The 22,860-nt window shown below is 40.0% G+C and carries 19 protein-coding genes and 4 tRNA genes; 15 read left to right on the top strand and 8 right to left on the bottom strand.

Annotated elements, in window-relative coordinates; all coding sequences use genetic code 11:
* Window positions 1–9 precede the first annotated feature (9 nt).
* From HR060_RS16455 to HR060_RS16480, 6 genes are all read right to left on the bottom strand, one after another.
* Entirely contained in the window at window positions 10–972 is a 963-nt protein-coding gene (locus HR060_RS16455) for an NADP-dependent oxidoreductase (protein WP_174201384.1), read from the bottom strand.
* A gap of 9 nt (window positions 973–981) precedes the next feature.
* Window positions 982–1,905, bottom strand: a complete 924-nt coding sequence (locus tag HR060_RS16460) for an alpha/beta fold hydrolase (protein WP_174201385.1) — start codon at window positions 1,903–1,905, stop codon at window positions 982–984.
* Between the two features lie 34 nt (window positions 1,906–1,939).
* On the bottom strand, window positions 1,940–2,632 hold the full coding sequence (locus tag HR060_RS16465) for a M50 family metallopeptidase (protein WP_174201386.1): 693 nt from the start codon (window positions 2,630–2,632) through the stop codon (window positions 1,940–1,942).
* Window position 2,633: 1 nt separating this feature from the next.
* Window positions 2,634–3,326 (bottom strand): tRNA (adenosine(37)-N6)-threonylcarbamoyltransferase complex dimerization subunit type 1 TsaB, encoded by a 693-nt coding sequence (gene tsaB / locus HR060_RS16470; RefSeq protein WP_174201387.1) that lies wholly within the window; start codon window positions 3,324–3,326, stop codon window positions 2,634–2,636.
* 15 nt (window positions 3,327–3,341) lie between these two features.
* Window positions 3,342–5,246, bottom strand: a complete 1,905-nt coding sequence (gene yoaA / locus HR060_RS16475; RefSeq protein WP_343044261.1) for a DNA repair helicase YoaA — start codon at window positions 5,244–5,246, stop codon at window positions 3,342–3,344.
* Between the two features lie 80 nt (window positions 5,247–5,326).
* Window positions 5,327–5,581 (bottom strand): hypothetical protein, encoded by a 255-nt coding sequence (locus tag HR060_RS16480; protein WP_174201388.1) that lies wholly within the window; start codon window positions 5,579–5,581, stop codon window positions 5,327–5,329.
* Between the two features lie 276 nt (window positions 5,582–5,857).
* On the opposite strand from HR060_RS16480, the gene HR060_RS16485 reads away from it, so the two are divergent.
* Complete coding sequence (locus tag HR060_RS16485; protein WP_174201389.1) at window positions 5,858–6,082, top strand: hypothetical protein; 225 nt, start codon at window positions 5,858–5,860, stop codon at window positions 6,080–6,082.
* A 45-nt stretch (window positions 6,083–6,127) separates the two neighbouring features.
* Here HR060_RS16485 and uvrB read toward each other — a convergent pair whose 3' ends face one another.
* Complete coding sequence (uvrB, locus tag HR060_RS16490; RefSeq protein WP_174201390.1) at window positions 6,128–8,149, bottom strand: excinuclease ABC subunit UvrB; 2,022 nt, start codon at window positions 8,147–8,149, stop codon at window positions 6,128–6,130.
* A 14-nt stretch (window positions 8,150–8,163) separates the two neighbouring features.
* Entirely contained in the window at window positions 8,164–9,552 is a 1,389-nt protein-coding gene (locus tag HR060_RS16495; protein WP_174201391.1) for an MATE family efflux transporter, read from the bottom strand.
* A gap of 1,912 nt (window positions 9,553–11,464) precedes the next feature.
* Between HR060_RS16495 and HR060_RS16500 the strand changes: the two genes are divergently transcribed.
* The 14 genes from HR060_RS16500 (at window position 11,465) to HR060_RS16565 (ending at window position 22,451) form a co-directional block, all read left to right on the top strand.
* Window positions 11,465–11,541 (top strand) — tRNA-Asn (locus HR060_RS16500).
* A 25-nt stretch (window positions 11,542–11,566) separates the two neighbouring features.
* Window positions 11,567–11,643 (top strand) — tRNA-Asn (locus HR060_RS16505).
* Window positions 11,644–11,668: 25 nt separating this feature from the next.
* Window positions 11,669–11,745: transfer RNA gene (locus HR060_RS16510), tRNA-Asn, on the top strand.
* Between the two features lie 25 nt (window positions 11,746–11,770).
* Window positions 11,771–11,847, top strand: a tRNA-Asn gene (locus HR060_RS16515).
* Between the two features lie 250 nt (window positions 11,848–12,097).
* Window positions 12,098–14,020 carry an EAL domain-containing protein gene (locus tag HR060_RS16520; RefSeq protein WP_174201392.1) on the top strand — a complete coding sequence of 641 codons (1,923 nt, stop codon included), beginning with the start codon at window positions 12,098–12,100 and terminating at the stop codon, window positions 14,018–14,020.
* A 148-nt stretch (window positions 14,021–14,168) separates the two neighbouring features.
* Window positions 14,169–14,753 (top strand): electron transport complex subunit RsxA, encoded by a 585-nt coding sequence (gene rsxA / locus HR060_RS16525; RefSeq protein WP_174201393.1) that lies wholly within the window; start codon window positions 14,169–14,171, stop codon window positions 14,751–14,753.
* Window positions 14,750–15,313 carry an electron transport complex subunit RsxB gene (gene rsxB, locus HR060_RS16530; RefSeq protein ID WP_174201394.1) on the top strand — a complete coding sequence of 188 codons (564 nt, stop codon included), beginning with the start codon at window positions 14,750–14,752 and terminating at the stop codon, window positions 15,311–15,313. The genes rsxA and rsxB overlap by 4 nt, the downstream gene beginning before the upstream one ends.
* 9 nt (window positions 15,314–15,322) lie before the next feature.
* Complete coding sequence (rsxC, locus tag HR060_RS16535; RefSeq protein ID WP_174201395.1) at window positions 15,323–17,926, top strand: electron transport complex subunit RsxC; 2,604 nt, start codon at window positions 15,323–15,325, stop codon at window positions 17,924–17,926.
* Window positions 17,926–18,987: an electron transport complex subunit RsxD gene (rsxD, locus tag HR060_RS16540; RefSeq protein WP_174201396.1), complete on the top strand. Its 1,062-nt coding sequence runs from the start codon at window positions 17,926–17,928 to the stop codon at window positions 18,985–18,987. Before rsxC ends, rsxD begins: the two co-directional genes overlap by 1 nt.
* Complete coding sequence (gene rsxG, locus HR060_RS16545) at window positions 18,984–19,601, top strand: electron transport complex subunit RsxG (protein ID WP_174201397.1); 618 nt, start codon at window positions 18,984–18,986, stop codon at window positions 19,599–19,601. The genes rsxD and rsxG overlap by 4 nt, the downstream gene beginning before the upstream one ends.
* Window position 19,602: 1 nt before the next feature.
* Entirely contained in the window at window positions 19,603–20,310 is a 708-nt protein-coding gene (locus HR060_RS16550; protein ID WP_174201398.1) for an electron transport complex subunit E, read from the top strand.
* A gap of 59 nt (window positions 20,311–20,369) precedes the next feature.
* Window positions 20,370–21,050 carry an endonuclease III domain-containing protein gene (locus HR060_RS16555; protein ID WP_174201399.1) on the top strand — a complete coding sequence of 227 codons (681 nt, stop codon included), beginning with the start codon at window positions 20,370–20,372 and terminating at the stop codon, window positions 21,048–21,050.
* A gap of 68 nt (window positions 21,051–21,118) precedes the next feature.
* The gene (gloA, locus tag HR060_RS16560; RefSeq protein ID WP_217434960.1) at window positions 21,119–21,508 is read left to right on the top strand and encodes a lactoylglutathione lyase; all 390 of its coding nucleotides are present in this window, start codon (window positions 21,119–21,121) and stop codon (window positions 21,506–21,508) included.
* Window positions 21,509–21,566: 58 nt separating this feature from the next.
* Window positions 21,567–22,451 carry a TIGR01777 family oxidoreductase gene (locus HR060_RS16565; RefSeq protein WP_174201401.1) on the top strand — a complete coding sequence of 295 codons (885 nt, stop codon included), beginning with the start codon at window positions 21,567–21,569 and terminating at the stop codon, window positions 22,449–22,451.
* The last annotated feature ends 409 nt before the right edge of the window (window positions 22,452–22,860 follow it).

Consider the following 22,860-nt stretch of genomic DNA (forward strand, 5'->3'; position numbering starts at 1 on the left):
CCGATAAAACTAATCGAGCATTAAGATGGTTTTACCTGCAACTTTGCTCTGTTCAACAATTTGATGAGCAATTGCTACATTTTGAATGCTTTCAGTTTGGCCAATGTAAACGTTAATTATCCCTTGTTTTAGCCAATCAGCTAATTGCTGAAGTTGATTTTGATTACTTTCAACTAAAAAGTTAGTCACATTGATGGCTTTATCTTGCCCTAAATCTTTAAGTGCTTGAGCGGTAATAGTGGGCAAAGTGATATAGCTTTGTGCCGAATCGAGCATAGCTAACACAGCCAAACTAAAATCACCACCAACACAATCAATCACCTTGTCAATTTTAGCGACGCAATTAGGTGATAAATTACCTGCGTCAAGCCATTGCCAATTTTGACCTATACTCGCGCTTGAAAGCAGCTGACGTTTCGCTTCAGACCCAGTTACCGAGACATGTGCACCTTTGTACTCAGCAATTTGAGCAGCGATATGACCTACCCCACCGGTTGCACCGAGTACCAGTACATTATCACCAGGTTGAATATTTGCGTTTTTAATTGTGGCTTGGTAAGCCGTTAATCCAGCCAAAGGCAGTGCTGCAGCACTAAGCGTGTTCACGCCATCAGGCACAGCGAGTACTTCGTCTAAATTAACCACTACATATTGGCTATAAGCGCCTCCTTTAAAAGGAAAGCCTATCATGCCAAAAACCAATTTACCGACCCAGTCACTCAACTTTGGGTCGCCAACTGCGGCGACTACACCAGACATGTCATAACCTGGCGTCCAAGGTAGCTTGTCTTTATTTTCTTGAGCTGCCCAGCCTAGCCCAGCGCGAGTTTTACAATCGATAGGGTTTACAGATGCCGCGATCGTTTTGATTAATACTTGCTGCGGATTTATTGAAGGCAGCTCAAGCTCATCAATTCGAAGGACATGACTATCACCAAAAAAAGGAATACTGATCGCGTTATATAAAGACATAAAAACCTGCTATTGATTATGATTTAACTGGCTGTGAAATTTCATTATACGTGCCAACACTTGTTCGGGTTTTTCCATGTGAACATGATGACTGCCCTCTATTACAGCATACTGCATATTTTTAAACTTGTACTGCCTATGCTCAAAAGCTTTTCTAATTGTCGGCTCACCTTCTGAAGCTAAAATAACATTAATTGGACACGTTATTTTTTCAATGATTTGATGTGCTTGAACGTCAGTTAGCCTAACCGGCGACAAGGTTTTCAGTTTACTGTCGCTTGCCCAAGACCACCCAGTAGCATCGTTTCCAGTCATAGCGCGTTTGATTAAAAGTGACGCCAAGTGTTCTGGAATTTGACTGTGGAATGCTCTGGCTCTGATGATGGCATCTAAAGATGAATAATGTTTTGTTTGTGAGTTAGAAATCGCTTTTCTTGAGTCGAACGCTTGACGAATTTGCTCTGTAACATCAACCTCACTCGTATAGGGCCCTGCCGCGTCAAGCATCGTCAAGCTCGTTACTTTTTCTGGATACAACCCTGAATAAACCGAGCCAACAATACCGCCTAGAGAATGACCGATGAGATGACACGGGTTTAGCACAAGTACCTCTAATAATTCAGAGAGTTCATAAACCCAATCAATAAAGTGATAGTGGCTATCTTCGCTTTTGTGCTGACTTAAACCATGGCCTGCAAACTCAATAAAATAGATATCGTTCTCAAAACTATCAAGTTGGTTTAATTGCTCTATCAAGGGTACATAACTGGCATTGTTATCAAGCCAACCATGAAGCACAACCCAAGGTTTTGTTGCTCGTTTTTTAGTTTTGTTTGCATGGCAATATTGCCAGTAACTAATTGTTAAACCCTTGATATCGATATAGCACTGGTTTACCCCTTGGGGTAATTCAACCTTGTCATTGTCCTTCATGTTGGGCTTCCGTCTAATGGCACATGGCAAAAAATTAAGTTTTTTGTACTTGCTGATATATTTTATACAAACAGAATAAGGCAAAGCTAAACCAAACCATCACCCAAATAAACTCAGGTATAAAAGACATCCGAGCCAATGTTGCGCCATCACCAATTTGCCTATTGTCGATTAGATAAAGCGGGCTTTGAATTGCATCAATCAGAACGTTAAGTGCTATAAACTGAAAACATAATGCAAGTAACCTGTTATCAACTTTTAAATAGCAACTTGCAAATAATGCAATTAACACCAGTTGAATTAATAGGGTTAATAAATCAGATGTCCAGAAAATCAAGCTCACTAACAGAAGTAAAATTAGGCCTAAATTGACCAGTTTGATCAAGGTATTGGAGCCAGAAGTCTGCAATTTTGAGCTACTCAGTGCCAAGGTATAAAGCACATACCCCAGTAGTGACGCGCCAATATAACCGGAAAAAGTGACTATAAAATTAATCCCACCCGATGTAACACATAAACCACTACCATCCGTATCAAGTTGAATATAATGGATATTACCGCCGGTTAATAAAGCGGCTAAGCCATGGCTAATTTCATGAAAATAAGTGGCCAGCCAGGTAAGAGGTACCTGAACCCAAGGCAAGTTTTGCAGCAATAAGCTCAAAGCCAACAACACAAAAAAGTGAATTCTTGCATTATCAGCTCGCCATAAACGACTGTTTGGCATCTTAGCCTTTACCAGGTAGCTTTTTCCAAGTGACTTCATTGCGAAGGTAACTTGGAGAGATTTTTTCGGCTTCAACCCAAGCATTTTCATTTGCTTGTGCCAGATAGGCGATATCAATTGCATGTGGAAAAACGACTTGCTCTGATACCTTGGCATTAATTTGCGCTGATAACTCACTTTGGTATGTTTGCCACCCAGTTCCCACACCTGCCCAATCGGTATCGGTCGATAACGAGCCCAGTGCGCCTACAGGAGCGGTTACAGCTTCACCGATAACTTGTTGAATTTGTCCGAGTTTACTAACTTGAAATGCCCCAAGATAAATCTCGGACATTCTGGCATCAATGGCACAGATAATATTCTGGCTTTGCTCTTGTCTAAAGGCACTATGCGCCATTGCCGCTAGAGACGATACAGGAGCTACGGGTAACTTTGCACCATAAGCTAGTCCTTGTACAATACCAGTAGCAATGCGAACTCCGGTAAAACTCCCCGGACCTGCGCCAACCGCAATTGCATCGATTTGATTGAGCTTAAGCTGAGCTTGTGCCAATAATTTATCAACCATAGGTAAAACGCGCTGGTTGTGCTCTCTAGGACAAATATCAAATTCTGAATAGACATTGTCTTGCGTTAAAACGGCAACAGAACAGGCTTCTGTAGAAGTATCAATGGCTAAAATTCGTTTGCTCATAAGTATTAACTCAAATTATGCTTTTAAAAAATCTAGTGCTGTATCTAAACTACGCGTACGTTTCATCGCCGGTAAGCTTTTTACAAAAGTAGCACCATAATGACGGGATACGATCCTCGGATCACAAATAATTAAGACTCCGGTATCTTCCACATCTCTAATTAAGCGCCCAGCGCCCTGCTTTAAGGTGATCACCGCTTGCGGGATCTGAACGTAGCTAAAAGGATCAAGCCCTTTTCGTTTACAATTGTCAATGCGTGCTTGATTGAGTGGATCATCAGGAGCCGTGAAAGGTAGCTTATCAATCATCACACACTTTAAGGCATCGCCTCTTACATCAACACCTTCCCAAAAAGCCCCCGTTGCTAAAAGAGCCGCCTCATCTTGCTCTAAAAAGAGGTTTAACAACTCGCGCTTTCCACATTGCCCCTGCACTAAAATATCCGTATCTAGCTGTTTTTTAAGTGCTGTAGCAACCATATTCATCATCCGATGACTGGTGAATAACAAGAAACAGCGTCCCTGACTGGCCTTGATCACGCGCTTTGCAATATTTATCAGGCTAGAGAGTGCTTCTCTGTCATTAGGCTCAGGAATTAATCGCGGGACACATAGCATGGATTGTTTTGGGTAATCAAAAGGGCTGTCTAGCACCAATGACTCGTAATCTTTCAAGCCTAATAAATCAGTAAAGTGATCAAAACCCTCATTGACTGCTAACGTAGCTGATGTCATCAACCAAGCCTGTTCTTTTTCTTCTCTTATCGGAGCAAACTTATCGGCAACAGACAATGGAGTCAGGTTTAAACTCAGGTGATGAGGTGTGGTTTCGTACCACAAACTGGCATCGAGTTGCTCGAGTTCATTCACTTTATCTAACACAGCTCGAAGATGGGTAATACGCTCAAAACAGGTATCGATACCTTTGGTTCGGCCTAGGCAGTTTTTGATGACTTCATAGCTAAATTGCAGGGTTTCTTCAACTTTAGTGACATGGGTTGAAAAAGGTTCAATGATTGCTTTTTCTCGCCAATTACCTTTTTCTACATCGATGGGAAACTGCAGTCGAAAGTCTTTACCCACACGAGATAGTTTCTCAACCACCTTAGCTAATTGCTTCACATCGGTTAATTCTGTGCGGTATTCAAGTTCAATATCTCGGCTTAGTTCTAATAATTGACGGGTTGAAAAGCGCTCGCCAAAATATTCACAAGCAATATCAGGCAGCTGATGTGCTTCGTCAAAGACCACCACATCCGACTCAGGCACTAATTCGCCAAACCCCGTATCTTTAACGGCCAAATCAGCAAAATATAAGTGATGATTGACAACGACTAAATCGGCGTCCATCGCTTTTTTACGCGCTTTAACTAGGTAGCAATCTTCATAATCTGGGCAATCTCTACCAAGGCAATTATCAATTGTGCTGGTGACAAGGGGAAAAACGCGAGAGTCTTCATTAATAGTGGTCAACTCACCAATATCACCCGTTTTAGTTCGGGTAGACCAAGTCCTTACTGTCTTGAAATCTTGCTTTAGACTTTTGTCGGTAATTTGTTGTGCATCGTCATTAATTTGCAAACGATAACGGCATAGGTAATTAGCACGCCCTTTTAACAAAGCACTAAAGCGTTTTGAAGACAGCGCTTTAATAATTAACGGTAAGTCACGGTGATAGAGCTGTTCTTGAAGTGCTTTGGTACCGGTGGAGATAACAACTTTTTTATTACTGAGCAAGGCTGGTACAAGATAGGCAAAAGTTTTCCCTGTCCCCGTCCCTGCTTCAGCAATTAATAGCTGTTTTTGCTTGATGATTTTTTCGAACGATTTGGATAGTTCAATTTGCGCATCTCTAGGCTGATAACCATCAATAGCTTGTGCTAGTAAGCCATCTTTTGCAAAAGCCTTAGAAACTGTCACTACAACACACCTTATCCTTCATAAACAGGCACGCATTATACACTTAAACCGAGCCAAAATGCACAAAGCAAAAAGCGTGTTTATGCCATAATATCAATGTGTTTTGTTTGTTTTTTAGCTTTAGCATCCTCTTCATTATCATCTTGATAAGGCGCCTTGTGGTGCCTTAAAACATAATGGCTTAAATCCGTATTCGGCCTATCTTCAGAGGTTAAATCATTTTTACTTTTTGCCTCTTTTTCTACTTTTTTAATGTTCAGCCGCTCAGGTTTGAGCTTGTTTTGTATAGCTCGAGGCATAAAAGGGATAAGGACATCAGTTGTAATTAACATCATTTCCTCCTAAGCACCTAAAAAATAAAGACTTATAAAGATTATCGGCAAAGAGCAGTAAACATTCAATTTTACGTTTTTAACAACGAAAATGAATATGCATAAAAAACAAGAACTTAGTTTTTAGTTAGTGAGTTTATTCATAAGCAACTTAATTTATAGTGCCAATTGCTCTAAATGAACCTAGGTCAGGTTCTAAACTTATAAGCGAGTAGGCCGATTTACAGGCAGTCTTTGCCAGATAAATTGCTTAGCTTTAAGTTCTTGAGGAGACAAAGAATGAATTCTGTTGTAAGAATCCAAGCACTGACTTTGCCCAATATGGATTGCCGTTTTGATGATACTCAGGCACATATGTTTTTAGAAAAAATGCTCTTACCGTTAGATGTACAAGATCAAATTTTAGCCGCCATCAATAGCCGAAGTACCAGTTCGCTAGAGCAATTAGCTTATGAAATTGAAATGGCGATGGAGTCTCATATTCCTGAGTTTTTAGGTCATTGATGTATTTAGGCCCATCACAAATTTAATGGGCCCGATGAGTAGTTGTTATGATTGCTTGATAATTTGCTGTTGCAACTCATGCACCTGATCGCGAAGTTTAGCTGCTTTTTCAAATTCTAAATTACTTGCAGCTTCATACATTTCACTTTCAAGTGCTTTGATTTCTTTGGTTAATTCATCAATGCTCTTAGCTTGATATTTACCTTTTGATTCAGCAACTTTTCTCAATTTGACCTTTTGGCCGCCTGCGCCATCGTCTTCATGACCTACATCCATTACATCAGTAATTTTCTTATTTAAACCTTGCGGCGTAATACCGTGTAACTCGTTGTGGGCTTGTTGCTTTTCACGGCGGCGGCTAGTTTCATCCATTGCTTTTTGCATAGAGCCTGTCACTCTGTCTGCATACAAAATAGCATGGCCATTAACGTTACGGGCCGCACGTCCAATAGTCTGAATAAGTGAACGCTCAGAACGTAAGAAACCCTCCTTATCGGCATCTAAGATGGCAACAAGGGATACTTCTGGCATATCCAAGCCTTCTCTGAGCAAGTTAATCCCAACCAGTACATCGAACTTACCCAACCTCAGATCACGAATAATTTCCACTCGCTCAACCGTATCAATGTCAGAGTGTAGATAACGCACTCGAACTCCATGGTCATTTAAATAATCTGTTAAGTCCTCAGCCATTCGCTTGGTTAACGTCGTCGCCAATACACGCTCATCCTTTGCTACGCGAAGGTTTATCTCAGATAAAAGATCATCTACTTGAGTGGCAACCGGTCGTACTTCAAGTGTGGGGTCCAATAAACCTGTAGGTCTAACGACCTGTTCTGCGACTTCGCCATTGGACTTTTCTAATTCGTAATTACCAGGAGTAGCCGATACGTAAAGCGTTTGCGGTGAAACTTGTTCGAATTCTTCAAATTTCATCGGCCTATTATCAAGTGCTGATGGTAATCTGAAACCGTATTCAACGAGGTTCTCTTTACGTGACCTGTCGCCTTTGTACATGGCGCCAATTTGCGACACCGTCACATGCGATTCATCGATAATGAGTAATCCATCATCAGGAAGGTAATCAAATAACGTAGGTGGTGGCTCACCCGGTGCACGACCGGATAAATAGCGTGAATAGTTTTCGATACCAGAGCAATAGCCAAGCTCTACCATCATTTCAATATCAAATTGAGTACGTTGACTAATTCTTTGCTCTTCTACCAGTTTGTTTAAAGATAATAATTGCTTCTTTCTATCGGCTAACTCGTCTTTGATATCATCAACAGCAGCCAATATTTTTTCACGTGGCGTAACATAGTGTGTTTTTGGGTAGATGGTCGTGCGAGCAAGTGTTTGTTTCATTTCACCTGTTAACGGATCAAACTCACTGATTCGCTCTATCTCTTCATCAAATAACTCAACTCTTACACCATCTCTTTCTGAATCTGCTGGGAAAATATCAATAACATCACCTCTAACGCGATAAGTACCACGCTGAAACTCGATATCGTTTCGAGTATATTGCAGTTCAGCTAAACGCCTTAAGATAGCTCGCTGGTCAATCAAATCACCCTGTCTTAAATGCAATAGCATTTTGAGGTATGAGTCCGGATCACCAAGGCCATAGATTGCTGAAACAGAAGCGACGATCACAACATCACGCCTTTCCATTAATGCTTTCGTTGCAGATAATCGCATCTGCTCGATATGATCATTAATAGATGCATCTTTTTCGATAAAAGTATCTGTTGAAGGCACATATGCTTCAGGCTGGTAATAATCGTAATAAGAAACAAAGTACTCAACCGCGTTATCGGGGAAAAACTCTTTCATTTCTCCGTAAAGCTGTGCTGCAAGCGTTTTGTTATGTGCTAATAATAAAGTCGGTCGATTGAGCTCAGTTATCACATTGGCCATAGTAAATGTTTTACCTGAGCCTGTTACACCGAGTAAAGTTTGATGGGCAAGACCGGCATCAAAACCATCAACTAGCTGCTCGATCGCTTTAGGTTGATCGCCTGCTGGTTGGTATTGCGAACTTAATTTAAATAACTTATCCGACATATATCACACTTTTATTAAGATTTACTTGGCACTTCTTGTGGCGCTTGATTTAACTGGCAGTTTTTCATCTGTCTGCTAAACCAAGTAAAAGATAAAATGGCCATTAGTAGGTTTGCGATCACCCCACCAACAAATAAACCGTGAATATCGGCAATAAGGCCACCGAAATATGAAAGGGGTAAAAAGAAAACAAACAATCTGAAGACACTCAGTACTAAAGCATGCATAGGTTTGTGCAGTGCATTCAATGAAGAATTAGTCAGGATCACAATTCCCTGTAGACCATAAGCCAGTGGCATAATCCAAATAAACCAAGTAATTAAATCAATCACCTGTTCGTCCGATGAGAAAGCACGCGCAATCGGCCAAGCTAAAAATAACAACAATACATAAGTACCAAACTGCCATGCCATGACAAATTTACTCACAGATAAGTAAGCTTGTTTGATTCGGTCTATTTGTCCTGCACCATAGTTCTGACTAACAAATGGCGGTAAAGACATAGACAACGCCAAGACAACCATAGATGCAATCGATTCAATTCTATTTCCTACACCAATGGCAGCAACCGCTTCTTTACCATAGGTTGCAACAATTGCCGTTAGAATCGCCATAGCAATAGGTGTCAACATGTTTGCGCCAGCGGCAGGTAAACCTATTTTCATGATGTCGCGACCAGATTGAATCAACTCACGAATATAAGGTAAGCGCTTGAACATCAGTTTTCTTGAATAAGCAAGAATGTATACGATAGCAAATGTGCCAATTACCCAAGAAATCAAACTCGCTAACGCGGCGCCTTGCATACCTAAAGCGGGTATAGGACCGAAGCCAAAAATAAGAATAGGATCCAATACAGCATTGATTAAGCCGCCCATCGCCATTACTTGACTAGGCGTCTTGGTATCTCCCGAAGCTCTTAAAACACTATTACCCACCATGGGCAAGACCAAGAAAAGACAGCCCATGTACCAAATTTCCATGTATTGCTTGATATAAGGAAGGACTTCATCCGTAGCACCAAGCATTCTAAAGAGGGGGTCGATGGTGAAATAGCCAATGAGACATAAAACAGCGACAAAGATAACCGACAGTGTTAATGCAGAGTTCGCATGCTTTTTAGCCAATAATTTATCTCCCTGCCCTAACGTTTTAGCTATGACAGCAGATGTGCCTATACCTAGACCTATCGCTAGGCTTATAACGGTAAAGGTAATAGGGAAGGTAAAGCTAATAGCAGCCAGTTGTACTGTTCCCATAAAACCAATAAAGAGCGTGTCTATTAGATTAAATGACATCAGCGCAATCATGCCTAATACCATAGGAATGGTCATACTCTTTAATGTGGATTCAATAGGACCATTGAGTAAATCATGGTGAGGATTTTTTTTAACTGACGACATTGATTGACTTAAATTAGGCTAGGAAAAGGAAAAGCTGGATATTAAAGGACATATTCTATTCGAGTTCTAGCAATAAGCCTAATTAATTTATCAGTTCAAAAAGCCATTCTAGCGTGAAAATCGTCAAGCAAATTAGAGTTATTAATAAATGTAACTAACATTCTGTGTCAGCTAAATGAAGCAAGATGACCTCGCTGAAAAAATACAAGGAAAGATCTGACTTTTTTAGAAAAAATAATCAATTTGTAAAATTAATGCACAACAAAGGGGCATAAAGATCTAAAGCGGACATTTTTCAAACAGTTTAATTAAAAAAACATCAAGAATCTCACAAGCACTTGATTATTAATGACTTTTTATTTTTTATAAAAAAATCGTAAAAATAGTATTGACACAGTAATGACGCGCCTTAGCGGATTGTATTCAATTTAACCCACACAGTTATCCACAGAACAAGTGGATAACGCGCGCAAAGCCTTATTGCTACTGAGTTGAGGTAAAGTAGGTAAAATATTTGGAAACAAACATAGACATTTTGTCTATTTTTAAACCTATGTGACAACTTGATTAAATCTAAATGACAAACCAACTTCATTTGGATTGAAAATAAAGTAAATATCACTCGCCCAAAAAACAAATACCAAAACAAGTGAGTTATATGTTTTATTCACATCCCTCATCATCAAAAGAGGTAAAAACAACAAAAAGCTCAAAAAACAACCTTTAAATTAAGATAAAACAAACAGGGATGTTAACAAGTGGATTATTTACTATTTCTTGTTGTTTTATTCACCAAATGAACTAACAAACTCGCAAGAAATTGATTTAAAAAAACTTTTCAAACAACCTTTTTCACTAAAACAGGTTATAACCAATTCACCAATATCTTTTTCACACAGTTACCCACAGATACAGTGGATAACAAAATTACCAATTCCGAAAGTAATAAACACAGACGTTTTAACTTCAATCACTCACTAATAGAGATACAACCTGATGAGCTGTAATAAATTACCCAACAGCAGTCAGCAGTACACTATTAATTAAGCATTGTATGCAAATCTTAGTAAGGCTTTTTTGAAGTGGTTATGGTAGTAGGAAGGCTGATAAAGTGGCAAAAGTTGCTTTTAGTAATGTAGTGGGTAATGCAAGTTCGCACTTGGTTAGGCTTCCAGTCTTTTTAGCTAATGGAGCAATTTGCTGAGCGTGTAGCTAAAACAAGGCCATGGTTTACCTGAAACACAATAAAGAATAATTAAGCCTAGTAAGTGGTGATTGTGTTGCTCTATTTAAACCTTCTAATTAGGAAATAGCGTTGAACCCGTTTTTGCAGTTTGATGTTATTTCAACATTCACGATTTATGACCTACCGTAATACTTTAAATAGCTCTGAGCTAGAGTTTCTGATTGCATTAGGTTTGGACATTGATATTGTGAGCTTGTAGGAGTGGCCTCCAATACAAAGAGTAGCAAAGTAGCCAGATTCACTTTTCTATTTTCCTATTTCCTATTTCCTACTTGATAAAAGTAACGACAATTATAGAGAGGTGAGCTTTGTAGCTATTTATTAATAGTAGGCTCGATTACAGCCATACTTTTTTCTGTAGATATATTTAAGAGTGATGATTCACTTATAAAGCGCTTTTAATTAAATAATGTCCCCTACTCTTTATGATTTTTATACCCAAATTAAAAGCTGAATAAGATGAAGTCGATATTAGCCAAAATTAATTTCAAATCAAATCCTTGCAAAAATGCCTAAAAGGCTAAAAAGCTAACAAAAACAGAATCTTTCCCATACAAGAAGTACATTTTTCAAGCGAACAGTCAAAAACATTAAAAATATCTTAAAAACTTTGTTGACAGGTTTAGCCGACATCATTAATATGCGCCCCCGTTGACGCGACAAGCTTCCCCCTTAGCTCAGTTGGTTAGAGCGACGGACTGTTAATCCGCAGGTCCCCCGTTCGAGTCGGGGAGGGGGAGCCAAATCGCACAACGAAAAAAACGATGTTCCCCCTTAGCTCAGTTGGTTAGAGCGACGGACTGTTAATCCGCAGGTCCCCCGTTCGAGTCGGGGAGGGGGAGCCAAGTCGCACAACGAAAAAAACGATGTTCCCCCTTAGCTCAGTTGGTTAGAGCGACGGACTGTTAATCCGCAGGTCCCCCGTTCGAGTCGGGGAGGGGGAGCCAAATCGCACAACGAAAAAAACGATGTTCCCCCTTAGCTCAGTTGGTTAGAGCGACGGACTGTTAATCCGCAGGTCCCCCGTTCGAGTCGGGGAGGGGGAGCCAAGTTTTTCATACTTGCCTCCTACTCTATTTCATACTTTCAATACCTTTACAAAGCAACAACTTGTAATTCACTCTTATTAACTGCTTTAACTAGACAAAATCTTTAAAAAAAATTATCTTTATCTCAACGCTAAGTTAAGTTATCGAACTTTAAAAACAGATAACTGAAGTAAAACCTCGCATTCACAACAATAATAATATCTATCCAGTTCCTATAATAGTGGATGAACTTAAACGGAGTACCTAGGGAATGAGTATCTTTAGACGCTTATTAGTCCGAAACCTGATCACTTTCCTGATATTAGTTTTCTCATTTATGTTTACTTTTTGTTTGATCGTTTCAGATCACATTAATGAAAAACAAAATCAACATAGCCAAATATTAAAACGCATCATAGACAGCTACCAAATTGTTGATGCCAAAGTCTTGGCAAAAAACTTAAAGGCCTCTTTTGATTATTCGCAACTTACGATAAAAGATGGTCAAGGTGCCTCTTTGTATAGTTATCAAGATGATGGTGCATCAAGCTCGTTAGGGCATACCCTGCTAAGTAACCTATCCTACTTACCTGAAGAAAAAATGGTACGTAGTAAAAAACACGAATTAGCCATTACTTATCAATTGCGATTCAAACAAGAGCTCAATTTATTTGATAGCACTTTCTACTCTTCTCTTCTGATCACCCTAGTCGTACTTATCTTACTGAGTATATCTATCAGGCAACTTATTCAACACATTGTTAGACGTTCTGTCGCTAACATCTCCAATATGCTTAATAATTTAAGTAAGGAAGAAGATAGTGATGCCGTCATTCAAAGCTTGCCTGAAGAGTTTCTTCCTTTAACAGAGTCTTTGGAGCAGTTACAAAGTAATTTCGAAAAGAAACTTTCAGTCACCAGAGCTACTGCGGATAGTTATAAAGTTAACGCAACCAGAGATGAGTTAACGGGACTTAAAAATAGAATCAGTTTTGTCGAGTACTTTGAAGAAAGGCTACAAAATATTGATAACTTAGATTTCGGTACACTTGCGGTTACACGTGCCACTGAGTTAAACGCAATCAACCAAAATAGAGGTTACAGCGCCGGTGATGAATATATCACAGAGCTTGCCAATACAATTCAACGCGTGGTTAACACTTACCAAAATGCTGAAGTTTATCGTTTAAATGGCTCTGATTTTGCGGTACTTCTACCAAGCGTAACTGCCAAAGAAGCTGAAAACTTTGCCATTAACTTGCAAGGTCGCTTAGGCGAACTGCAACAAAACATTGAAACAGACTCTATTGCTTACACAGGTTTAGTCGCCTATGAAGCAGGGCGTCCACTCGGTGAGCTATTAGCATTAACAGACACTGCGGTTTGTATTGCTCAAACGAAATACGCCAATGCGTGGCATATTCAAACTGATATATCAGTACTTGAGAATGTCAGTGCAAAATACGGTAACCAAAACTGGCGTGAAGTTATCGAGCAAGTGATCGATAACAAAAAAGTAGTGCTCTATTATCAGCCGATTCAACCGACCAACAAAAATTCAAAAGTTTATTCAGAAGTACTGGCCCGCTTTACTAATGAAGATGATCAGGTTTTACCAACCGCTTCATTTATCGCGATGGCAGAAAAAATGGATAAGATCATCTTTGTTGATAAACTCATTGTTGAGCAAACGATGAACCTAATCCAAGAGCGTGGCTTACAAAGCCAGTATTTTGGTATCAACATTACTTCCAAATCTGCGCATGACGAGCAATTTGCTATTTGGCTTGAACGCAGATTACTACGTGACCCAGCAATTGCCTCTAAAATTGTATTCGAAGTAACTGAGTTTGGTATGCAGCAAAACATGTCTGCCTCTAAGCGCTTCCTCGATATGGTTCACAGAACGGGTGCTCGTGTTACCGTAGAGCGCTTTGGTATGGGGATGACATCATTTAAGTTCTTCAGAGACTTAAAACCTGACTTTATCAAAATGGATGGTAGCTATAGCCGAGGCGTTGATGAAGATAAGAATAATCAATATTTCTTACGAGTTATCGTCGACCTCGCTCACCGTTTAGGGGTTAATGTCATCGCGGAAAGTGTTGAGACGCAAGAAGAGAAACACGCGCTTGAACAACTCTTTGTTGATGGCACACAAGGTTACTTTATCGGCAAACCCGTCGAATTTTAATAAAACGAAAACCTGCCCTCGGCAGGTTTTTCTTTTTTGGCGATAAAATGCAGTAAATCCCTACCCTACATAAGTTGTTAAATACTTCATAAAAAAGGATAATAGCGGATTATTTGATCTGATTATATCGCCACTGCATTTAACCCTTATGACTGAATATATCCTGCTTTTACTGGCCACAGTATTAGTAAACAATTTCGTCTTAGTAAAATTTCTCGGCCTCTGCCCTTTTATGGGGGTTTCGGGTCGTGTTGAGACGGCTGTCGGCATGTCGCTGGCGACTACATTTGTATTAACACTCGCTTCATTTACCAGTTATTTAATTAATAACTACATACTACAACCGCTGGATCTTACATTTCTACGAACTCTGTCTTTTATTCTAGTGATAGCAGTGGTTGTACAATTTACAGAGATGTTACTACATAAAACCCAACCAACACTTTATCGTTTACTCGGTATTTTCCTACCACTCATAACCACTAACTGCGCTGTTTTGGGTGTAGCCCTATTGAATGTTAACGAACAACACAATGCCATCGAGTCAATTATTTATGGTTTCGGTGCTGCAATCGGCTTTTCGTTAGTATTAATTTTATTTGCCGCTATTCGAGAGCGACTCGCTGCCGCTGACATTCCGAAATCATTTCAAGGCACTGCTATTGCAATGGTAACCGCAGGTTTAATGTCACTCGCATTTATGGGCTTTACAGGATTAATTAAATTGTCATGACCCTAATTAGTGCACTTATCGTATTAGGCGTATTAGCGCTTATTTTTGGCTCTATTTTGGGCTACGCGGCTATAAAATATAAGGTTGATGCCGATCCGCTTGTCGATCAAATAGATGAGATATTACCTCAAACTCAGTGTGGTCAATGTGGGTATCCAGGTTGTAAACCTTATGCTCAAGCCATTGCAGATGGAGACGACATCAATAAATGTCCACCAGGTGGTGATAATACTATTCACAAGATAGCGGATCTAACGGGTAGAGAATATACCCCACTTGCAGGTACTGAAAGTGATGATGTCGCAGAGGAAGTCAAAAAAGTCGCTTACATCCGAGAAGATGAGTGCATTGGGTGCACTAAATGCATTCAGGCTTGTCCAGTAGATGCCATTGTTGGCGCATCTAAAGCGATGCACACAGTCATTACGGATGAGTGTACTGGATGTGATTTATGTGTAGACCCCTGCCCTGTGGATTGCATTGACATGCTACCTTTAGCGCAAACGACACAAAGCTGGAAATGGCAACTAGACGCCATACCTGTTAAGCAAGTTCACTAGGAAGTTAAAGTGGCTCACTCATTACTAGAAAAAATTAAATCAGGTGTTCTGTGGGACTTTCCCGGTGGCGTTCATCCACCAGAGCGCAAGTCAATGTCAATCACAGATTCAGTTGATACATTGCCGCTAACCGATTACTACTATGTGCCATTGAAGCAACACATAGGTGTGTACAGTGAATTAAGAGTTAAAGTCGGTGACAAAGTAAAAAAAGGCCAAGCTTTAACCTTTTCTAACCATAATATGGCCGTGCCAGTTCATGCACCAACGTCAGGTGAAATCATTGAAATTGGCGAACATGTTTCATCTCACGCCTCTGGTATCCCTGAAAAAACAGTAACTATCAAATCTGATGGTCTAGATGAAAGTATCGAATTACAACCGCAATCACACTTTCATACTCAATCTAAAGAAAGCATCATCAAAGCCTTGCAAGAGGCAGGGATAACAGGCTTAGGTGGTGCAGGTTTCCCTACTCACGTAAAACAACAAGCACAAGATATTGAATATTTGCTTATCAATGGTGTGGAGTGTGAGCCTTATATCACTGCCGATGATATGTTAATGCGAAACTATGCAGATGAGATAGTACACGGTATCGAAGTGCTTGCTCACTTGCTAGAGCCAAAGCTGGTAGTGATTGCCATTGAGGATAATAAACCAGAAGCAATAGCAGCGCTCGATGAAGCATGTAAAGACAAACAGCAGTTTATTGTAAGAAAGATCCCAACCAAATATCCAGCTGGTGGAGAAAAGCAACTTATTCAAGTCCTAACAGGTAAACAAGTACCAAAAGGCAGCCCACCTGCTGCTTTAGGTATTGTTTCGCAAAACGTAGGTACTTGCTATGCGATTTACAAAGCAATATACACGGGTGAACCACTCATTGAACGAATAGTAACGATCACGGGAGAAAACCTCGATAAGCCACAAAATGTATGGGCTCGTATTGGAACTCCCGTTGAACACCTCTTGAATACGGCCGGTTATCATCCAGAAGATATCAATGCACAAAAGCTGGTAATGGGTGGCCCAATGATGGGCTTTAATCTTCACTCAGCTCAGGTACCTGTGACTAAAAGTACCAACTGTATTATTGCACCAACTCAACAAGAACTGCCGCCAGCACCTCCAGAAAAAGCATGTATACGCTGTAGTGATTGTGCTGATGCGTGCCCTGCATCTTTACTGCCACAGCAACTTTATTGGCACAGTTCAGCCAAAGAATATGACAAAGCACAGGATTTAAACCTATTTGATTGTATTGAATGTGGAGCCTGTGCATTTGTATGCCCAAGCGATATTCCTCTGGTTCAATACTATCGACAAGCAAAAGCAGAAATACGCCAAGCTGAAGTCGAGCAAGAAAAAGCGGAACAGGCAAAGAAGCGATTTGAAGCAAGAGCAGAACGTCTTGAAAAAGAAAAAGAAGCACGGCTAGCTAAACACAAAAAAGCAGCTGAGAATCGCAAAAAAGCAATGCAAAGTGACCCAAGTGCGCAAGATAAAGTAGCAGCGGCACTTGCTAGAGTCCAAGCTAAAAAAGCTGAGCAAACTGAGAACAACACAGATAGTGCTCAAAGCACGGTAAAATCTAAAGCAGAGCAAGCCATTGAACTTGCCAAGGCTAAACGCCTTGCAAAACAGGGCGAAACGAAAACAAGCGAAGAATTTTCGAATACTAACGATAATGAAAACGCAAGCGACAACAAGTCTAAAGCGCAAGCTGCTATCGAGCGCGCCAAAGCAAAACGCTTAGCCAAACAAGCTGCTCAGGCACAAGCTGAAAACACCGAAGCTGATGCGAATATTACAGGTGCACAAAATACAACTGACGCTCAATCAGATACTAAAGCAGATACGAAGTCAGTTGCAAAAGCGGCTATTGAGCGCGCCAAAGCAAAACGTTTAGCCAAGCAAGCTGCACAGACTCAAGCTGAAAATACCGAAGCTGATGCGAATACTACAGGTGCACAAAATACAACTGATGCTCAACCAGATACTAAATCAGTTGCACAAGCGGCTATTGAGCGCGCCAAAGCAAAACGCTTAGCCAAACAAAATGCACAGGCCCAAGCTGAAAATACCGAAGCTGATGCGAATACTACAGGTGCACAAAATACAACTGACGCTCAATCAGATACTAAAGCAGATACGAAGTCAGTTGCAAAAGCGGCTATTGAGCGCGCCAAAGCAAAACCCTTAGCAAAAGAGGCGCAGCAAATTCAGACAGAGCATGATGAAGCTAACGCAAGTGAACCAAAATTAGAAGAAAATAACGATAAATCGCTACAAGCTGCATCTTCCGCAAGTGACACTAAGGCGAAAGCACAAGCGGCAATAGCTAAAGCGAAAGCTCGTCGTCAACAGTCTGATGATAATGCTGAAATGAATAATGCAACGCAAGCAACTCATGAGCATGTAGATATTAGCTCTGATAATAAAGCGAAAGCCCGCGCTGCTATAGAAAGAGCAAAAGCGAGAAGGCAGCAAGCAGAACAACAAACAAATGAAGCTGCTAGTGTCGAAGAAAACGACCACGACAGTGAACAGAAAGTACGTATTAAAGCCGCAATTGCTAAAGCAAAAGCGAAAAGAGAACAAGGCCAATAATGAGTTTTAAACTAGCTAGCTCTCCACATACACGCAAAAACAACAAAACAGGCAATGTAATGTTGCAAGTGGGTATTGCCTGTATTCCTGGCATCGCCACCCAAGTTTATTATTTTGGCATGGGTGTGCTCATTCAAATACTACTTTGTTGTCTAGTCGCAGTCCTGACAGAAGCCATTTGTCTTAAACTGCGAAACCGCCCTATTAAGCATTACCTAGATGATAACTCAGCGGTATTATCTGCGCTGCTATTAGCCATTTGCTTACCACCACTTGCACCTTGGTGGGTTGCAACAATTGGTACCATTTTCGCAATAGCACTGGTAAAACATGCCTTTGGTGGTTTAGGACAAAACATTTTCAATCCGGCAATGGCAGGTTATGTTGTATTACTTATCTCTTTCCCATTATCCATGACATCTTGGTTGCCGGCCGCCAGCTTGATCCAGTATGACCTTTCGATAACCGATACTTTGTATACCATTTTCACCGGTTACACGACTCAAGGTTATTCCGTTAGTCAACTTATTGCAGATATTGACGGATTTACTATGGCCACACCTTTAGATGCGGTTAAGACGGGCATCACTGCAGGCTATACCAGTGATGAAATATTAGCAGGCAACCTATTTGATAATGGCTCTGGTATCGGTTGGATGCAGGTCAATATTGCCTATTTGCTAGGTGGCTTATATTTACTAAAAACTAAATTTATAAAATGGCAAATCCCTGTGTCTTTCATAGCCAGTTTGACCTTCTTTTGCCTATTAGCACAAGGTGTAAGCACAGATACTGTAGCACCTGTTTGGATACACCTAACCTCTGGTGCGACTATGTTAGCCGCATTTTTTATTCTTACTGATCCTGTATCTGCATCGACAACTAACAAAGGTCGCTTAGTATATGGCGCGCTGGTTGGCTTTTTTGTATTCGCCATCAGAACTTGGGGTGGCTACCCTGATGCCGTTGCTTTTGCTGTTTTACTGGCAAATATGTGTGTTCCATTGATTGACTATTACACTCAACCGAGAGTTTACGGCCATACAGAGGTGAACAAATGATAAAGCAAGTAAAAAAATCAAGCTTGGTATTAGCCGCCTTTGCATTAGCTTCAACGGCATTAGTAACATTGGTGCACATCTTTACCGCTCCTAAAATTGCAGAGCAACAAGCATTAGCGCAAATTAAAGTACTTGATGAAATTATTGATAGGGAAAGCTACAACAATGATTTAGCTAACGATTGCGTCATCACTTCTGATGAAAATGGTAAAGCAATCAAGGTTTTTAGAGCAAGAAAAGACGGTATACCTGTGGCGATAGCAACTGAGGTCATCGTACTCGACGGCTATAACGGCCGAATGGATTTAATTCTGGCACTTGATATCAACTCTAAAGTATTAGGTACGCGTACTACCTTCCATCAAGAAACCCCAGGCCTTGGGGATAAAATTGAAATTAAACGCTCAGATTGGATCACCAAATTCAATGACAATGAAGTAAATGGTGAAGATGATTCTCGCTGGGCAGTCAGAAAAGATGGCGGTATGTTTGATCAATTCACAGGTGCAACGATTACACCTAGAGCTATTGTCAAAGGACTAAAGCGCACCATTTTATGGCATCAGCAAGAACAAGGTAATTTGTTCGATTTAACCAGCAACTGCGAGAAATAATATGACACCTATTCAAGAGCTAAGCTGGCAAGGGCTTTGGAAAAACAATCCTGCATTGGTACAAATGTTAGGCTTATGCCCTCTTCTCGCCGTTACTAATACAACTATTAACGGTTTGGGGTTAGGTATAGCAACCTTATTTGTAATGATAAGCTCAAATATCACCGTTTCGATTGTCAGAAACTGGGTTCCAAGTGAAATTCGCATTCCAGTGTTTGTGATGATCATTGCATCATTGGTTACCATTATCCAACTCTTAATGAATGCCTATACATATGAACTGTATCAGACATTAGGTATCTTTATTCCACTTATAGTCACCAATTGCGCCATTATTGGTCGTGCAGAAGCTTTTGCATCTAAAAATAATATTAAATTATCTGCAATAGATGGTTTGATGATGGGGCTTGGTTTCTTATTTGTATTAGTCATATTGGGTGCCATACGCGAAATATTAGGTTCAGGGACGCTGCTTGCAGGCGCAGACTTGCTTTTAGGCCCAATAGCGCAAACATGGACTGTCGAGATATTCAGAGCGGATGAATCTTTTCTGGCTGCAATATTGCCACCAGGTGCATTTATCTTAATGGGCTTGATCATTGCCGTTAAAAATATGTTGAACAAGCGTATTGAAAAGTTAGTCGTTGGTGAGCAAAAAACACAAAAAGCAGAACGAGTCAGAGTCACCGCTGATAATATCTCTAGTTAATCACTTCTCTTTATTAATTTAAGTGATTACAAGTTCTAAAACAGTGTTGAGTATTTAGCATGGAAAAAACCATTACTAAAAAAGAAAAAGTATCGGCAATCATCAATATCCTTGATGATTTATACCCAGAATTACCGATCCCACTCGATCATAAAGATCCCTATACATTGCTCATTGCAGTTTTACTCTCTGCCCAATGTACAGATGAAAGAGTTAATCAAATTACACCAAAATTATTTGCTCGAGCGGATAACCCTTTTGATATGGTGCTACTTACAATTGATGAAATAAAGGCCATTATTAAGCCATGTGGTTTATCTCCAATGAAATCAAAAGGGATTTGGCATTTATCAGATATGATCATCAAACAACACAATGGTGAAGTACCGCAAGATTTTGCTGCATTAGAAGCGATGCCGGGCGTTGGTCATAAAACGGCATCAGTGGTGATGGCACAAGCTTTTGGTGTACCCGCTTTTCCTGTTGATACACATATTCACCGGTTAATGTATCGCTGGGGCTTATCAAATGGAAAAAGTGTTGAACAAACAGAAAAAGATGCAAAGCGCTTATTTCCAAAAGACAGGTGGAATGGCCTACACCTACAGATCATCTACTACGGAAGAGAGTACTGCCCTGCGAGGGGTTTTTCCTTAGATAAATGTATCATCACACGTGAGTATGGTCGTAAAAGCTTTATTAATGAAGTTCTAAAAGAACAAGCAAAAAAGAAAAGGTAATCACTCGATTACCAATAAATAAGCTACACAACTATTCAATTACAGTCATTCATTCTAAAGGTTCAATGATGAGATTAATGCACACTATGTTAAGAGTTGGTGATTTAGACCGCTCTATTAGTTTTTACACTAATATTTTAGGCATGAAAGAACTTAAACGCAGTGAGAATGAAGAGTACAAATATACTTTATCATTCCTTGGCTATGACAGTATCGAGTCATCAACTGTACTTGAATTAACTTATAATTGGGGTATTGATAGTTATGATCACGGCCAAGCTTATGGACATATAGCAATTGGCGTAGATGATATTTATACAACCTGCCAATTATTAAAAGACAAAGGTTGTGTTATTAGCCGAGAACCGGGTCCGGTTAAAGGTGGAACAACAGTAATTGCTTTTATCAAAGACCCCGATGGTTACAGTATTGAACTTATTCAAGAAGGATCTAACTAGTTTAATACCTCGTACTGATCTATGCTTTATTAATCAACAAGCTAGGTTAGCAAAATAAATGAACATATTAATCACAGGTGGCACTGGTTTTATCGGTCGCTACCTTATTCCCTATCTTTCAGAGCACTATCCAAGTGCAAAAATTGCAATTCTAACAAGACAAAACAAGTCATCTACCTCATCTAATGTTCGTTACATTAACTCACTATCTGGCGAATACGGCTTCGATATCATTATCAACCTAGCTGGTGAACCAATTGCAGATAAACGTTGGACTGCTGAGCAAAAAGCCACAATAGAAAATAGCCGGTGGGATACAACGAAACAACTCGTTGAATTTATCAACAGCTCTGAAGAAAAGCCTCAACTATTAATCAGTGGCTCTGCAATTGGTATATACGGAAATACAGGCTTAGAGCCTGTAAATGAAGAGCATGATTGTCAAGCTGATGACTTCGCCGCAAACCTATGCAAAACATGGGAAACAATCGCATCTGCAGTGACGAATCAATGCCGAGTAGTATTAATAAGAACAAGCGTCGTTTTAGAAAAAGATGGTGGTGCGTTGGCTAAAATGCTAATGCCATTTAAGTTTGGCTTAGGAGGCCCTATTTCAACTGGTGAACAAATGATGTCATGGATACACATGAAAGATATGATACGAGCTATACATCACATCATAGAAACACCTAGCCTGTCAGGTCCGGTCAACATGGCAACTCCAAATGCAATTAACAATTTAAAGTTTACTAAAGCGCTGGCTTATAACGTTAACAGACCAGCGATTTTTACCGTTCCTGCGTGTATATTAAAAATGTTAATGGGTGAATCATCTAGTTTATTACTAGATAGCCAAAACATTTACCCAGATAAATTAATCAATTCCGGCTTCAATTTTAAATTCGACAAAATTGAATGCGCTTTAAAAGATATTATTGACTAGCCGATTGTTTAAACATTTGATTTAGGTAGTTCAACTCTGCGGAATTTAAGCTGGGTTTAACTAACGTGTGCTGAACATTTGATATTGCTCAGCTCTGGTAATAGTTAGTGATTACTTTATCTGCACGTCTATTAATTTCATCAATTGTTAAAGTTTGCATCATTGCTTAACCTTAAAAATAAAGTCAAAAACTATACTTTACGACTTAAGGAAAATGAATAAATTCCAATTTTTACAGAACTTAACGCTAACTTGTTATACCTAGAAGCTTAAATAAAAATGAGAATGTAGAAAAGCAAAAAGCCCGTTACTTTCGTAACGGGCTTTTCTTCAATAGGAGTCTGGCAGTGTGCTACTCTCACATGGGACCTCCCACACTACCATCGCCGCTATTAGGTTTCACTTCTGA

The sequence above is a fragment of the Marinifaba aquimaris genome, from assembly GCF_013328345.1.
In the GTDB taxonomy this organism is placed as follows: Bacteria; Pseudomonadota; Gammaproteobacteria; order Enterobacterales; family Alteromonadaceae; genus Marinifaba; species Marinifaba aquimaris.

What these genes read in the sequence shown, in the direction of transcription:
- HR060_RS16455 (WP_174201384.1), bottom strand. Translation starts at nt 972, where the DNA reads ATGTCTTTATATAACGCGATCAGTATTCCTTTTTTTGGTGATAGTCAT.
- HR060_RS16460 (WP_174201385.1), bottom strand. Translation starts at nt 1,905, where the DNA reads ATGAAGGACAATGACAAGGTTGAATTACCCCAAGGGGTAAACCAGTGC.
- HR060_RS16465 (WP_174201386.1), bottom strand. Translation starts at nt 2,632, where the DNA reads ATGCCAAACAGTCGTTTATGGCGAGCTGATAATGCAAGAATTCACTTT.
- tsaB (WP_174201387.1), bottom strand. Translation starts at nt 3,326, where the DNA reads ATGAGCAAACGAATTTTAGCCATTGATACTTCTACAGAAGCCTGTTCT.
- HR060_RS16480 (WP_174201388.1), bottom strand. Translation starts at nt 5,581, where the DNA reads ATGATGTTAATTACAACTGATGTCCTTATCCCTTTTATGCCTCGAGCT.
- HR060_RS16485 (WP_174201389.1), top strand. Translation starts at nt 5,858, where the DNA reads ATGAATTCTGTTGTAAGAATCCAAGCACTGACTTTGCCCAATATGGAT.
- uvrB (WP_174201390.1), bottom strand. Translation starts at nt 8,149, where the DNA reads ATGTCGGATAAGTTATTTAAATTAAGTTCGCAATACCAACCAGCAGGC.
- HR060_RS16495 (WP_174201391.1), bottom strand. Translation starts at nt 9,552, where the DNA reads ATGTCGTCAGTTAAAAAAAATCCTCACCATGATTTACTCAATGGTCCT.
- HR060_RS16520 (WP_174201392.1), top strand. Translation starts at nt 12,098, where the DNA reads ATGAGTATCTTTAGACGCTTATTAGTCCGAAACCTGATCACTTTCCTG.
- rsxA (WP_174201393.1), top strand. Translation starts at nt 14,169, where the DNA reads ATGACTGAATATATCCTGCTTTTACTGGCCACAGTATTAGTAAACAAT.
- rsxB (WP_174201394.1), top strand. Translation starts at nt 14,750, where the DNA reads ATGACCCTAATTAGTGCACTTATCGTATTAGGCGTATTAGCGCTTATT.
- rsxD (WP_174201396.1), top strand. Translation starts at nt 17,926, where the DNA reads ATGAGTTTTAAACTAGCTAGCTCTCCACATACACGCAAAAACAACAAA.
- rsxG (WP_174201397.1), top strand. Translation starts at nt 18,984, where the DNA reads ATGATAAAGCAAGTAAAAAAATCAAGCTTGGTATTAGCCGCCTTTGCA.
- HR060_RS16550 (WP_174201398.1), top strand. Translation starts at nt 19,603, where the DNA reads ATGACACCTATTCAAGAGCTAAGCTGGCAAGGGCTTTGGAAAAACAAT.
- HR060_RS16555 (WP_174201399.1), top strand. Translation starts at nt 20,370, where the DNA reads ATGGAAAAAACCATTACTAAAAAAGAAAAAGTATCGGCAATCATCAAT.
- gloA (WP_217434960.1), top strand. Translation starts at nt 21,119, where the DNA reads ATGAGATTAATGCACACTATGTTAAGAGTTGGTGATTTAGACCGCTCT.
- HR060_RS16565 (WP_174201401.1), top strand. Translation starts at nt 21,567, where the DNA reads ATGAACATATTAATCACAGGTGGCACTGGTTTTATCGGTCGCTACCTT.